Here is a 13376-nt window from a genome sequence, read left to right as displayed (position 1 = left end):
TGTCAGGGTTGACGCGCCCAGGAGCACTGTCAAGGGTCGTGCCTGTACTGCCCGTAGTGAGCCGGCGCTCCGGCGCCCCTCCGTCGCGAAGGCCATGTGGCCGCATCCGCGAGGAGATCGATACTGTTCGCCCATGCCCGACTATCTCGATGATCTGCGTCTCGCCCATGTCCTCGCGGACGCCGCCGACGCGGCGACGATGGACCGGTTCAAGGCCCTCGACCTGAAGGTGGAGACCAAACCGGACATGACGCCGGTGAGCGAGGCCGACAAGGCGGCCGAGGAGCTCATCCGCGGCCACCTCGGCCGGGCGCGCCCGCGCGACGCGATCCTCGGCGAGGAGTACGGCATCGAGGGCACCGGCCCCCGCCGCTGGGTGATCGATCCGATCGACGGCACCAAGAACTACGTACGCGGTGTGCCGGTCTGGGCCACGCTCATCTCGCTGATGGAGGCGGGCGAGGGCGGCTTCCAGCCGGTCGTCGGCCTCGTGTCGGCGCCGGCGCTGGGCCGCCGCTGGTGGGCGGCGAAGGGGCACGGCGCGTACACGGGGCGCAGCCTGTCGTCCGCGAGCCGTCTGCAGGTCTCCCGCGTGCAGCGGCTGGCCGACGCCTCCTTCGCGTACTCGAGCCTGAGCGGCTGGGAGGAGCAGGGGCGGCTGGACGGCTTCCTGGATCTCACCCGGGCGGTGTGGCGTACGCGCGGCTACGGCGACTTCTGGCCCTACATGATGGTGGCCGAGGGCTCCGTCGACATCTGCGCGGAGCCGGAGCTGTCCCTGTGGGACATGGCGGCCAACGCGATCATCGTGACGGAGGCGGGCGGCACGTTCACCGGCCTCGACGGGCGTCCCGGCCCGCACAGCGGAAACGCGGCCGCGTCGAACGGTCCGCTCCACGAGGAGCTGCTGGGTTATCTGAACCAGCGCTACTGACGCCGACGGTAGCCGCCGCACACCTGCGAACTGACACCGACCGTGCCGGGGGCCCGGCGCGCGGAGGTAAAGAACGTAAAAACCCGTGCGCACGCGCCCCCTTGTTGGGTTTCCGCTTCGCTGCAACTCTGAAAGTCCCCCACTTGTGAACTTGTGAAGGGTTCAACAGGTGCCTCGGGCACCGGGGGCTCGGAAGCGGAACCCCAGGAGGTGGCTCCATTCATGCTCGTCCGTGACGCCATGAGCACGCTGGTGCTTGTCATCGGCCCCGACCACACCCTCCGCCAGGCGGCCCGGCTGATGTCGGCACGCCGTGTCGGCGCCGCCGTGGTACTCGACCCCGACACGAGCGGGCTCGGCATCCTCACCGAGCGCGACATACTCAACTCAATCGGCCTCGGCCAGGACCCGGACCACGAGAAGGCCGGCGCCCACACCACCGACAACGTCGTCTTCGCCGCCCCGGCGTGGACCCTGGACAACGCCGCGGACGCCATGACGCACGGCGGCTTCCGGCATCTCATCGTGCTGGACGAGCATGGCCACGAGCCGGTCGGCATCGTCTCGGTACGCGACATCATCCGCTGCTGGGCACCCGCCCGGCAGCGGGTACCGGCGGCGGCCCCCTAGCCGGCGGACAAGCGAACGGGCCGGAGCCCCCACAGGGCTCCGGCCCGTCCCTTACGACAAGCTTCACGACAACTTCGGACCGAGGACGTCCAGGCCGGCCGGTACGGACCGGCCTGGACGTCACATCAGACGAGGTCGAATCAGACGAGGTCGAACCGGTCCAGGTTCGAGACCTTGACCCACGCCGCGACGAAGTCGTTCACGAACTTCTCCTTCGCGTCATCGCTCGCGTAGACCTCCGCGAGCGCGCGCAGCTCGGAGTTCGAGCCGAAGACCAGGTCGGCACGGGTGCCGGTCCACTTGACCGCGCCGGTGGCGTCGTCACGGCCCTCGAAGGTGTTCTGGTCCTCCGAGGTCGACTTCCACGTCGTACCCAGGTCGAGCAGGTTGACGAAGAAGTCGTTGGTCAGCGTGCCCGGCTTGTCGGTGAGGACGCCGAGCGACGTCTGCTGGTGGTTCGCGCCCAGGACGCGGAGGCCACCTACGAGGACGGTCAGCTCGGGGGCGCTCAGGCCCAGCAGGTTCGCCCTGTCGAGCAGCAGGTACTCGGCCGGCAGGCGGTTGCCCTTGCCGAGGTAGTTGCGGAAGCCGTCGGCGGTGGGCTCCAGCGCGGCGAAGGACTCCGCGTCGGTGTGCTCCTCCGTCGCGTCCACGCGGCCCGGCGCGAAGGGCACCTCGACCTCGTAACCGGCGTCCTTGGCGGCCTTCTCCACAGCGGCGGCGCCGCCGAGGACGATCAGGTCGGCCAGGGAGACCTTCTTGGCGCCGGAGTTGAACTCCGACTGGATGCCCTCGAGGACACGCAGCACCTGCGCCAGCTGGTCGGGGTCGTTGACCTCCCAGCTGCTCTGCGGCTGCAGGCGGATACGGGCGCCGTTGGCGCCGCCGCGCTTGTCGCTGGTGCGGAACGTCGACGCCGACGCCCACGCCGTGGACACCAGCTGCGAGACGGTCAGCCCCGAGTCGAGGAGCTTGGCCTTGAGGGCCGCGATGTCGGCCGCGTCGATGGCCTCGCCCTCGGCCTCCGGCAGCGGGTCCTGCCACAGCAGGGTCTCCGCCGGGACCTCCGTGCCGAGGTACAGCGACTTCGGGCCCAGGTCGCGGTGGGTCAGCTTGTACCAGGCGCGGGCGAAGGCGTCCGCGAACTCCTCGGGGTTCTCGTAGAAGCGACGCGAGATCTGCTCGTAGACCGGGTCGAACCGGAGCGAGAGGTCCGTCGTCAGCATCTTCGGGGCGTGGCTCTTCGACGAGTCGTGGGCGTCGGGGATGGTGCCCGCACCGGCGCCGTCCTTGGCGACCCACTGGTGGGCGCCGGCCGGGCTCTGGGTCAGCTCCCACTCGTACTCGAACAGGTTCTTGAAGAAGCCGTTGCTCCACTGGGTCGGCGTGCTGGTCCAGGTGACCTCCAGGCCACTGGTGATCGCGTCGCCGCCCTTGCCGGTGCCGTAGGTGCTCGCCCAGCCGAAGCCCTGCGCCTCGATCGGGGCGGCCTCGGGGTCGTTGCCGACGTGGTCCGCCGGGCCGGCGCCGTGGGTCTTACCGAAGGTGTGGCCACCCGCGATCAGGGCGACGGTCTCCTCGTCGTTCATCGCCATCCGACGGAACGTCTCACGGATGTCGCGGGCCGCGGCGATCGGGTCCGGGTTGCCGTTGGGGCCCTCCGGGTTGACGTAGATGAGGCCCATCTGGACCGCGCCGAGCGGGTTCTCCAGCTCGCGGTCGCCGGTGTAGCGCTGGTCGTCGAGCCAGGTGGTCTCGGGGCCCCAGTACACGTCCTCCTCGGACTCCCAGACGTCCGCGCGGCCGCCGGCGAAACCGAAGGTCTCGAAGCCCATGGACTCCAGGGCGACGTTGCCGGCGAGGATCATGAGGTCGGCCCACGAGAGGCTCTGGCCGTACTTCTTCTTGACCGGCCACAGCAGGCGGCGGGCCTTGTCGAGGTTGCCGTTGTCCGGCCAGCTGTTGAGCGGGGCGAAGCGCTGCTGCCCGGCGCCGGCGCCGCCGCGGCCGTCGCTGATGCGGTAGGTGCCCGCGCTGTGCCAGGCCATGCGGATCATGAACGGGCCGTAGTGACCGAAGTCGGCCGGCCACCAGTCCTTCGAGTCCGTCAGCACCTCGGCGATGTCCTGCTTCACGGCGGCGAGGTCGAGGGACTTGAAGGCCTCGGCGTAGTCGAAGTCCTCACCGAGCGGGTTGGCCACGGCGGGGTTCTTGGCCAGGATCTTCAGGTTGAGCCGCTCCGGCCACCACTGGCGGTTTCCGCCGCCCTGAGTCGGGTGCAGAGCGCGCCCGTGCGCGACCGGGCAGCGGCCAGCCTCCTCCGGCTTCTCGTCTGTGACGATCGCGTCGTGGTTCTCAGTCATGGGAATCCTTCCGGATTAGGCGGATCACGGTGCTCAGGAACTGCGGGCGGTCGAACAGTCGGTCGGGGCGCGGGCCCCCGCGATCGCGCACCCCGGAAGCGATCGCCTCGACGCCGAGGTGGCCACCGTCCCGGACGGTCTCGAGCAGCGCGACGCGGGCGGCCGCCACCCGGGGGCCGGCACCGCACAGCTCCCCTGCGGTGGTCGGAGTCCGGGATTCGGTCATGGTGCCAACGTCACTTCTGCCTGTTCCTGTCGCTTGGCCAAAGCCGAAGTCGATCCTACGATAGACAATGTCTAAGTCAAGCTAACTTCCAAAGTCACACCCGTTCGGGATCTGGTTCCCCTGCTGTTAGGCTGGTTTTCATGAGTGACCTGTTGGAGCGACTGCGCGGACGCGGATGGCGGATGACCGCGCAGCGGCGTGTCGTAGCCGAGGTCCTCGACGGCGAACACGTCCATCTGACGGCCGACGAGGTGCATGCCCGAGCCGTTGCCAAGCTGCCCGAAATCTCCCGGGCGACGGTGTACAACACGCTGGGCGAGCTCGTATCACTCGGCGAGGTGATCGAGGTCAGCACGGACAAGCGCGCGAAGCGGTACGACCCGAACGCGCACCGGCCGCATCAGCACCTGGTCTGCGGCCAGTGCGGCGCCATCCGCGACGTCCACCCGAGCGGCAACCCGCTCGCCGACCTCCCCGACACGGAGCGCTTCGGCTTCACGATCTCGGACGTCGAGGTCACGTATCGGGGCGTCTGCCCGAACTGCGCGGGCGCCTGACACACGACTCCTGGAAGCCCCGGCACCGACTAGGTGCCGGGGCTTCTCCTCTGCTGCGGGCACGGCTGGAACGGGTGGACGCAGCGGAACCCCGCACCGTCGGGCAACCCCTTCACCCCCCCGGGCACCCCCGTACCGGGGCGCCCAAGGTCAACGGCACACTCGACGTACGCACCCTCTTCCAGAAACTGACGCCCCGTCATATTGTCAACGGCGCTCACACATCCGCACTCCGCAAGGAGAAGACCCGTGGGAGAGCCGCACCCAATCCCCACAGCCCCCCAGACCCCCAAACTCAGGGCCACCGCCCTCACCCGCACCTTCGGCCGGAGCCCGAGGGCGGTCCACGCCCTCGGCCCCGTGGACCTGGACATCGCCCCCGGCGAGTTCACCTGCATCGTCGGCCCCTCCGGCTGCGGAAAGTCCACCCTCCTCCGCATAGCCGCCGGCCTCCTCCGCCCCACCGCCGGCGAACTGCAGATCCGCACCACATCCCCCCGCCCCGCCGCGATGATCTTCCAGGACTACGGCATCTACGACTGGAAGACGGTCCTGGCCAACGTCCGCTTCGGCCTCGACATCCAGCGCGTCCCGCGCCGCGAGGCCAACGCCCGAGCGCACGACTGGCTGGCCCGCATGGGCCTCGCCGACTTCGCGGGCGCCTACCCCGCCACGCTCTCCGGCGGCATGCGCCAGCGCGTCGCGATCGCCCGCGCACTGGCCGTCGAGCCGGAGATCCTCCTGATGGACGAACCGTTCGCAGCGCTCGACGCCCAGCTGCGCACGATCCTCCAGGACGAGCTCCTCGACCTCACCCAGACCACCAGCACCACCACCCTCTTCATCACCCACAGCCTCGAAGAGGCGATCGTCCTCGGCGACCGGGTCCTGGTCATGTCGGCCCGTCCGGGCCGGATCATCGCCGAGCGCCGGCCGCCGTTCGGCCGCCCGCGCTCCGGCGACGTCCGCTCGGCCCCGGAGTTCACCGCACTCAAGAGCGAGCTGTGGGAGCTGCTGCGCGGTGAGGTCCGCAGGGAGGCGGTGCCGGCATGAGCGTCCACCCCGCCCCCGCCGACGTACGCAAGGAACGCGCCGCCGACGAGGCGGTACTGGTCCGCCGCCCCGGCCCGCAGGAGCTCCATCCCGTACGCACCCACCGCAGGCGCCGCACCCTGGAGCTGTCCCTGGCGGTCGCCGTCCCCCTCGTCCTGGTCCTGCTGTGGCAGCTGGCCGCCGTGCAGGGCTGGGTCGACGACCGTGTCTACCCGGCGCCGAGCACGATCCTCGCGGACGGCTGGGACCGGGCCGCGGACGGCGATCTCTGGCCGGACGTATGGGCCACGCTCAAGCGCGTGCTGGCCGGATACGCGATCGGCACCCTCACCGGATACGCGCTCGGCCTGCTCATGGGCTCCCTGTCCCTCGTACGGGCCGCGCTGGAGCCCCTGCTCGACGCCCTGTACGTGGTCCCCAAGCTGGCCCTGCTGCCGATCTTCCTGAACATGTTCGGTCTCGGCGAGGGCCCGCAGGTCGCGCTGGTCGCGGCCACGGTCTTCTTCTTCGTCTGGATCTCGACGATGGCCGCCGTGCTGGCGGTCCCGGCAGGGCACCGCGACGCCGGGCAGGTCTTCGGGGCCTCGCCGTGGCAGATGTTCCGGCACGTACTGCTGCCCGCGTCACTGCCCGCGGTGCTGGTCGGCGCCCGGATCGCGGCGGGCGTCGCGGTTCTCGTGATCGTCGCGTCCGAACAGATCGCCGCGACGAACGGCCTGGGCCATCTGATCTTCGACTCACGCGCGCTGTTCCAGAACGACGTGATGTTCGTCGGCATCGTCTGCGTCGCCGTGCTCGGCGTTCTCTTCTCCGAGGTCGTACGGCTCGTCGGCCGGCTGCTCACGCCGTGGGCACCGCGCGACCGAGGCCGGGGCCAGTCATGACACGTCGGACGCTTTCGATACTTCCGTACGGAGGTTTCATGTACACCCGCACTGCCGCGACGGCGCTGCTCGTCGCGGGAACCCTGCTCGCCTCGGCCGGCTGCGCGAAGAACGACGGCCCGGGCACCGGGTCGGCGGCCGCGCCCCGCGCCGTCAAGGCGGTGGCCGGCTGCGATGAGGGCAGCTGGACGGACCCAACGGACTTGTCCGCGGACCGCAAGCCCGCCCGCTGCGACAAGGGCGCACCCGCCCCGCAGCCGCTCGCGAAGAAGCGGAAACTGACGATCGCCACCGGCACCCTGAGCGCCGAGTACGTGGCACCGCTGGAGGTGGCCCTGGAGAAGGGCGAGTTCGCAAAGGAGAACCTGGACGTCGAACTCAAGGTGCTGCCGACCCCGGACGCGCTGCCGCTCCTCGCGAAGGGCGACATCGACGCACAGTGGGCGGCGCCCGAGGCCGCTGTGATGAACGGCATCATCGGCGGCTTCGACATCAAGTGGGTGGCCGGGAACTTCTCGCCCGACCCGGGTTCGAAGAGCGGCCTGTGGGTGCGGCTGAAGGAGGGCGAGAGCGCGGACCACGTCGCCATGGCGGGCCGCAAGCTCGGCACGATGATCGGCAAGGGCTCGGTCATCGCGTACCCGATGAACAAGGCGCTGGAGAAGCACGGCGGCGGCCTCGACAAGATCCAGTTCCAGCAGCTGGGCTCGGCCGACGTCCTGACCGCCCTGCAGAACGGCGGCGTCGACTCGGCCTGGCTGCTCGATCCGGTGTGGCGCAAGGTCGACGGCGACGACCGCTACGCGTTCCTGGGCGGCCAGCCGGCCGGCGAGCCGCTCGGCGGCATGCTCTTCGGCCCCAAGCTGCTGAACGACGATGTCGACGCGGGCGTGGCACTGCTGCGCGCCTACATCCGCACGGTGAACACCTACTTCCCGTCCGACTACAAGAAGGACCCGGAGTTCGTCGCCTACCTGGCGAAGCTCCTGAAGACGGACGTGGCCGTGCTGGAATCGACCCCGCCGCTCCGCATGGACTGGGAGATCCGTTCCGGTACGACGGACCGGCTGCAGGCCGCGTATGCCGCGGCAGGCGTCTCCGAGGGAGATGCGGTGCCGGAGAAGAAGGCGGTGAACCGCGCCCTGTACGAGGAAACGGTCGGCCACACGCCGTAGCCATCCGCTCACCGCGGCAGGGCTGAGAAAGTCGGAAGGCCCGGATCCTTGAGGATCCGGGCCTTCCGATTCAGTAGCGGGGACAGGATTTGAACCTGCGACCTCTGGGTTATGAGCCCAGCGAGCTACCGAGCTGCTCCACCCCGCGTCGGTGAACCCAACATTACGCGAGCCCGACGCGTAAGAGCAAATCGCTTGCGGGACGGGATGGCGCGAGCCGGCCACCCGAGGGCCGACCACGGCGTCGGGATCTCCCATCAGGCCGCTGTCGGACCCGCTCAGGCCGACAGTTCTTGCCGGAGCGCGTCCCGCAACCGCGCAGCCCTCTCGGCAACCTCTCCCGACCCGAGCGCGACGGCCCGGTCGCACCACCGCTGCCCCTCGACCAGCTCGCCCCGACGCGCGTAGAGCAGGGCGAGCCGGAGTGCCGCCCGCCCGTGGCCGGCGTCGGCCGCCCGCGTCCACCACAGGGCGGCCTCCGGCTCGCTGCCCTCGCGGGCGAGCAGCAGCCCGAGGTTGAAAGCCCCGTTCCGGCTGCCGGCCTCGGCCGCCTGCCGGTACCAGCGCGCTGCCTCGACCACGTCGCCGCGCGCGGCGGCGAGCATCCCGACCCGCACCTGGGCACGCCGGTGCCCCTGCTCAGCGGCCCGCTCGTACCACTCCTCGCACTCGGTCTTCTCCGTCGCCGGCTCACCGAGCTCGTGGGCCTTCGCCGGCGGGCGCCGCGCATCCAGGAGCGTCGCGAGCCGGTACGCCGCCTCCGCGCTGCCCCCGCCTGCCGCGCACCGCAGATGACGCTCCGCGGTCGGCTCGTCGCCTTCCCGCAGGCGCGCGATGCCGGCCTGGAGGGCGGCCTCGGTGTGCCCGGCCGCCGCGGCCCGCTCGTACCACTGCAGCGCGCCGGCCTCCTGGCCGCGGCTCGCGCAGAGGATCCCGAGGTTGAACGCGGCGTCCACGCTGCCCGCCTCGGCGGCCTTGGAGAACCACGGTTCGGCGCCTGCCGCGTCGCCGCCCTGCAGCAGCAGAACGGCCAGCGCGTTGGCGGCCTCGCGGTGGCCCGCGTAGGCGGCGTGCCGGTACCACTGCTCGGCCTGGGCGGTGCGGCCCTGGCCGGCGCAGAGGAGGGCGAGGTTGTAGGAGCCGTTGACGTCGCCCGCGTCCATGGCGGCCCGGTACCAACGCTCGGCCGTCTGGGACTCGCCGCGCTCGGCGTGCAGCGCGCCCAGCGCGTTGGCGGCGTTGCCGTCGCCTTCCTGGGCGGCCTTGAGCCACCACACGGCGGCGTTCTCCTCGTCGCCGGCGTCGCGCAGCAGGAAGCCGAGCGCGCACGCGGCACGCGGTTCGCCGTCCTTGGCGGACGTCAGATACCAGCGTCCCGCCTCCTTCAGCTCGCCCCGCTTCTCGAGGATCGCGCCGAGCTGCAGCGCAGCGCGCCGATGCCCGCGCGCTGCCGCCTGCCGGTACCACTGCTCGGCCTCGTCGGCGAGGGTCAGCGCAGGCGCACCGTCCCCTTCCGGCCGGACTCCGTCGCCGTCGGGCGCGGTGTCGCCCGCGGTCGCCCGCGGCTTGCCGTCCGCGCTTGTCCGCTGCGCCGGGATCGGGACCGGGAGCGTGCCGTCGGCGTGCTCCTGTGCCGCCCGCTGGTCGAGCGCGCGGGCCAGGCGGTACGCGGCCTCGCGGTGGCCGTGGTCGGCGGCGGCCCGCATCCAGGTCTCGGCCTCGGAGTCGCTGCGGTGCTCGAGGAGGTCCGCGAGGGCGTAGGCGCCAAGGACGTGGCCCTGTTCGGCGGACTGGCGCAGCCAGTACTCGGCGGCGGGCTCGTCGCCGCGTTCGCGGTGGTACCGGCCGAGCGCGTGTGCGGCGGGCGCGGAACCGGCGACGGCGGCGATACGCCACCATCCGGCGGCCTCGTCGGCGTAGCCGCGCTGGTGCAGGAGGACACCCAGGTTGTTGGCGGCGGCGCGGTCACCGGCCGCGGTGGCAGCGCGCAGCTGGGGCTCGGCTCCGTCGAGGTCGCCGCGGCGCAGCAGCATGGCCCCGAGGACGCTCATCGCCTCGACGTCACCGCTCTCGGCGGCGAGCCGCCTGCGTGCCTCCTCGGCGGCCGCACCGGTCTCGTCCCGGTCGGCCGCATGCACAAACCGCCCCGTCTCGTACAGAGTTGCCTTGTCCCCCATAACGTCCATCGTCGCACCACCTGCAACCTGGGTACACCTGGTATACCGCAGCCATTGAGGTCACTTCAGCGTTTTGTCGACATGCCCACAGAGAGACAAGTGAAACACAGAATCCCCAACTCCCACCGGCTGGAGCAGTCTTCGTACAAGCGTCGGTCGTCAACGGCACGCACGGGTGAAAACTCACGGACGGGGAGCGCGGACGGGGACCGGGTCGACGAACGCAGACATGACGAAGGCCCGGATCCTCAATGGATCCGGGCCTTCGCCTTCAGTAGCGGGGACAGGATTTGAACCTGCGACCTCTGGGTTATGAGCCCAGCGAGCTACCGAGCTGCTCCACCCCGCGTCGTTGTTCTGGAACCGTATCACGACGCGGGACGGAGCCGCCCCTCGTTAAGTGCTGTTCCCGCTGCTCTGGCCGCTGCTCTTGTCGGTGCCGCTCTGGTCGCCCGACTTGTCGGCGGTCTTGGACTGAGCGTCCTCCGCGCGCTTGAGGGCGTCCTCGAGGTCCTTCTGCGCCTGGCCGTACGCCTCCCAGTCGCCCTTCTTGAGGGCTTCCTGGCCGGCTTCGAAGGCCTTCTGCGCATCGTCGAGGGCCTCTTGCACCGTCGGGTTCTCCGACTTCGGGGGCTCGGCGGTCCCTTCGTCCGGCGGCTCGACGGCTCCCTCGGCCCCGAAGACCTTGTTGAGCGCCTGGTCGAGCGTGTCCTCGAAGGCCGTCGCGCCTCCGTAGGTCACCAGAACCTTGCGCAGCAGCGGGTACTTCAGTCCACCACCGCGTACGTAGACGGGCTCGACATACAGCAGGCCTCCGTCGAGGGGCACCGTCAGCAGGTTGCCGTACTCGACCTCCGAGTCGCCGCCTCTCAGCAGCCTGATGGACTCGGCGATGTCCTGTTCGGAGTTGAACTGGCTCTGGACCTGCTTGGGCCCGTCGACCGTTCTGCTCGAGGGCAGCTTCAGGATCTGGATCTTGCCGTAGTCGGGCGTGCCCGCCTCCGCGTTGACCGACATGAACGCGCTCAGGTTGTCGCGGCCGTTCGGTGTGAACGTCGTCGTCAGCGAGAACGCCTGCGCCGTCTCGTCGGGCATCTTCATGCTCAGGTAGTACGGCGGCACGGCGTTGCCCGACTTGTTGGTCGGGTCGTCCGGCACCTGCCACACCTCGCTGCCGCTGAGGAACGTCTGCGCGTCCTTCACGTGGTAGCGCGTGAGCAGCTCACGCTGGACCTTGAACAGGTCCTGCGGATACCGCAGATGGCTCAGGAGGGACTTGGAGATGTCGCCCTTCGGCTGGACCGTGCCCGGGAAGGCCTTCATCCAGGTCTTCAGCACCGGGTCCTCGGTGTCCCACTGATAGAGCTTGACGGTGCCGTCGTAGGCGTCGACGGTCGCCTTCACCGAGTTGCGGATGTAGTTGACCTGGTTCTGCTGGGCCACCACCGCGCGCTGGTTGTTGGCGGCGGTCAGCGAGTCGGCCGTCGTGTCGCCGAGCGTGGTCCGCGAGGCGTACGGATAGCCGTTGGTGGTCGTGTAGGCGTCGACGATCCACTGGATGCGGCCGTCGACCACCGCCGGATAGGCGTCGCCGTCGATGGTGAGCCAGGGGGCCACCGCCTCGACGCGCTCCTTGGGCGTGCGGTTGTACAGGATCCGCGACCCCTCGCCGATCGCGCCCGAGTAGAGGATCTGCGGCTCGTTGAACGCCGCCGCGTACGCGGCCCGGTTGATCGGGTTGGAGAGGTTGACGCCGCTGTTGCCCTTGTAGCTGGTCGTCTTCTCACCGCTGTCGTCGGAGTAGTCGATCTCCTTCTGGGGACCGCCGACGATCGAGTACTGCGTGGTCTTCTCGCCGTAGTAGATCCGCTGCTCGTACTCGCCGAGGGATCCCCTGGACGGCAGGTCGGACTCGGTGAAGACCGGCCGGCCATCGGTGTCCGCCGTGGTGCCCTTGGCCGCGACCACGCCGAAACCGTGCGTGTAGCGGAAGTGGTCGTTGATCCAGTTGTTCTTCGGGATGCCGTTGATGTTCAGCTCGCGCAGCCCGATGACGGTGTCCTGCTCCTGGCCGTCGATGTTGTACCGGTCGACGTCCAGGTTCGAGGGGAACGCGTAGTAGTTCCTGATCTGCTGGAGCTGCTGGAACGTCGGCGAGACGATGTTCGGGTCGAGCAGTCGGATGCTCGCCGCGTTGTCGGCGTCCTCACGGAGCTTGCTCTTGTCCTCCGTGTTGCTCTTGCCCTCGTAGTCCGTCACCTTGGCGCCGCCGATGCCGTAGGCCTCGCGGGTCGCCTTCAGGTTCTTCTCTACGTACGGCGCTTCCTTGGCCTGCTCGTTCGGCTGGACCTGGAACTTCTGGACGATCGCCGGGTACAGGCCGCCGATGAGGATCGCGGAGAGCACCATCAGGCCGAAGCCGATGACCGGCAGCTGCCAGGTGCGCCGCCACAGCGTGGCGAAGAACAGCAGCGCGCAGATCACGGCGATGCAGAACAGGATGGTCTTGGCCGGGAGATACGCGTTCGCGTCGACGTACCTCAGGCCCGTCCAGTTGCCCGTGGCCTTGAAGTCGCTGGACTTCACCGCCAGGCCGTACCGGTCGAGCCAGTAGGCGACGGCCTTGAGCGCGACGAAGAGGCCCAGCAGCACCGACAGATGGCCGGTGGCGGCGGCCGTGGCGCGCGCGCCCGGGCTGGTGATGCGCAGCCCGCCGTACAGGTAGTGGGTGAGGGCGGCGGCGATCAGCGACAGCACCGCGGCGGCGAAGCCGAAGCCCAGCAGGAAGCGGTACCAGGGCAGGTCGAACGCGTAGAACGACACGTCGAGGTTGAACTGCGGGTCCTTCTGGCCGAAGGGCACGCCGTTGACCCACATCAGCCAGGTGCGCCACTGCCCGGCGGCGGAGGCGCCCGCGATCAGGCCGACCAGGGCGGCGATCGAGAGCAGGAGCCACTTCTTGTAGGGGGCGATGCCCATGCGGTAGCGGTCGAGGCTCTGCTGCTCCATGGACATGGCGCTCAGCGGCGGCCGCAGCCGGTGCGCCAGCCAGATGTTCACGCCGACGGCCAGGGCCATGAGCAGGCCGAAGACGAAGAACAGGCCGATCTTGGTCCACAGGGTGGTCGTGAAAACGGACGAGTACTTCACGGACCGGTACCAGAGCCAGTCCGTCCAGAACCCTGCGAACATGACGAACGCCATGGCCAAGGCGGCCAGTACGCCCAGTGTCATGAGCAGAGTCCGGACACGCCGGGACGGTCGGCCCACTCTCATCCGCGGCCCCGTCGGGCCTCCGCCGCGGTCCGGCATCTGGAAAGCCAAGGTGCGCACCTCGAAGTCGCTGTCGGTCTCTCGGCCCCGCGATCGCCGGGCCA

The 13376-nt window shown here is 69.9% G+C and carries 9 protein-coding genes, 2 tRNA genes and 1 pseudogene; 6 read left to right on the top strand and 6 right to left on the bottom strand.

Annotated elements, in window-relative coordinates; all coding sequences use genetic code 11:
• The first annotated feature begins 133 nt into the window (after positions 1–133).
• Entirely contained in the window at positions 134–934 is an 801-nt protein-coding gene (hisN, locus tag ABT009_RS19070) for a histidinol-phosphatase (protein WP_351295686.1), read from the top strand.
• Between the two features lie 222 nt (positions 935–1156).
• A complete protein-coding gene (locus ABT009_RS19065; RefSeq protein WP_351295683.1) occupies positions 1157–1564 on the top strand; it encodes a CBS domain-containing protein in 408 nt (135 codons plus the stop codon).
• Between the two features lie 140 nt (positions 1565–1704).
• Here the strand turns inward: ABT009_RS19065 and katG are convergent, their stop codons facing one another.
• Positions 1705–3927, bottom strand: coding sequence for a catalase/peroxidase HPI (gene katG / locus ABT009_RS19060; protein ID WP_351295681.1), 2223 nt, complete (start codon positions 3925–3927; stop codon positions 1705–1707).
• Positions 3928–4000: 73 nt separating this feature from the next.
• Positions 4001–4153, bottom strand: a pseudogene (locus ABT009_RS19055) (transcriptional repressor); the annotation flags it as partial.
• Positions 4154–4293: 140 nt separating this feature from the next.
• Between ABT009_RS19055 and ABT009_RS19050 the strand changes: the two are divergent.
• The 4 genes from ABT009_RS19050 to ABT009_RS19035 all read left to right on the top strand — a co-directional run bounded on the left by ABT009_RS19050 (position 4294) and on the right by ABT009_RS19035 (position 7822).
• Complete coding sequence (locus ABT009_RS19050) at positions 4294–4710, top strand: Fur family transcriptional regulator (RefSeq protein WP_181655387.1); 417 nt, start codon at positions 4294–4296, stop codon at positions 4708–4710.
• Positions 4711–4959: 249 nt separating this feature from the next.
• Positions 4960–5763 (top strand): ABC transporter ATP-binding protein, encoded by an 804-nt coding sequence (locus ABT009_RS19045; RefSeq protein ID WP_351295677.1) that lies wholly within the window; start codon positions 4960–4962, stop codon positions 5761–5763.
• On the top strand, positions 5760–6647 hold the full coding sequence (locus ABT009_RS19040; RefSeq protein WP_351295674.1) for an ABC transporter permease: 888 nt from the start codon (positions 5760–5762) through the stop codon (positions 6645–6647). The genes ABT009_RS19045 and ABT009_RS19040 overlap by 4 nt, the downstream gene beginning before the upstream one ends.
• 38 nt (positions 6648–6685) lie before the next feature.
• Entirely contained in the window at positions 6686–7822 is a 1137-nt protein-coding gene (locus ABT009_RS19035; RefSeq protein ID WP_351295672.1) for an ABC transporter substrate-binding protein, read from the top strand.
• A 74-nt stretch (positions 7823–7896) separates the two neighbouring features.
• Here the strand turns inward: ABT009_RS19035 and ABT009_RS19030 are convergent.
• The 4 genes from ABT009_RS19030 to ABT009_RS19015 all read right to left on the bottom strand — a co-directional run bounded on the left by ABT009_RS19030 (position 7897) and on the right by ABT009_RS19015 (position 13311).
• Positions 7897–7970: transfer RNA gene (locus tag ABT009_RS19030), tRNA-Met, on the bottom strand.
• 130 nt (positions 7971–8100) lie between these two features.
• On the bottom strand, positions 8101–10008 hold the full coding sequence (locus ABT009_RS19025) for a tetratricopeptide repeat protein (protein WP_351295669.1): 1908 nt from the start codon (positions 10006–10008) through the stop codon (positions 8101–8103).
• 266 nt (positions 10009–10274) lie between these two features.
• Positions 10275–10348 (bottom strand) — tRNA-Met (locus tag ABT009_RS19020).
• A 47-nt stretch (positions 10349–10395) separates the two neighbouring features.
• Entirely contained in the window at positions 10396–13311 is a 2916-nt protein-coding gene (locus tag ABT009_RS19015) for a UPF0182 family membrane protein (protein ID WP_351296019.1), read from the bottom strand.
• Positions 13312–13376 lie beyond the last annotated feature (65 nt).

The organism is Streptomyces sp. NPDC002896 (assembly GCF_040295225.1).
In the GTDB taxonomy this organism is placed as follows: Bacteria; Actinomycetota; Actinomycetes; order Streptomycetales; family Streptomycetaceae; genus Streptomyces.
This window is presented reverse-complemented; position numbering and strand designations above follow the sequence as displayed.

Bases quoted from the DNA above. Each gene is read 5' to 3' on its own strand.
- hisN (WP_351295686.1), top strand. From the start codon at position 134: ATGCCCGACTATCTCGATGATCTGCGTCTCGCCCATGTCCTCGCGGAC.
- ABT009_RS19065 (WP_351295683.1), top strand. From the start codon at position 1,157: ATGCTCGTCCGTGACGCCATGAGCACGCTGGTGCTTGTCATCGGCCCC.
- katG (WP_351295681.1), bottom strand. From the start codon at position 3,927: ATGACTGAGAACCACGACGCGATCGTCACAGACGAGAAGCCGGAGGAG.
- ABT009_RS19050 (WP_181655387.1), top strand. From the start codon at position 4,294: ATGAGTGACCTGTTGGAGCGACTGCGCGGACGCGGATGGCGGATGACC.
- ABT009_RS19040 (WP_351295674.1), top strand. From the start codon at position 5,760: ATGAGCGTCCACCCCGCCCCCGCCGACGTACGCAAGGAACGCGCCGCC.
- ABT009_RS19035 (WP_351295672.1), top strand. From the start codon at position 6,686: ATGTACACCCGCACTGCCGCGACGGCGCTGCTCGTCGCGGGAACCCTG.
- ABT009_RS19025 (WP_351295669.1), bottom strand. From the start codon at position 10,008: ATGGACGTTATGGGGGACAAGGCAACTCTGTACGAGACGGGGCGGTTT.
- ABT009_RS19015 (WP_351296019.1), bottom strand. From the start codon at position 13,311: ATGCCGGACCGCGGCGGAGGCCCGACGGGGCCGCGGATGAGAGTGGGC.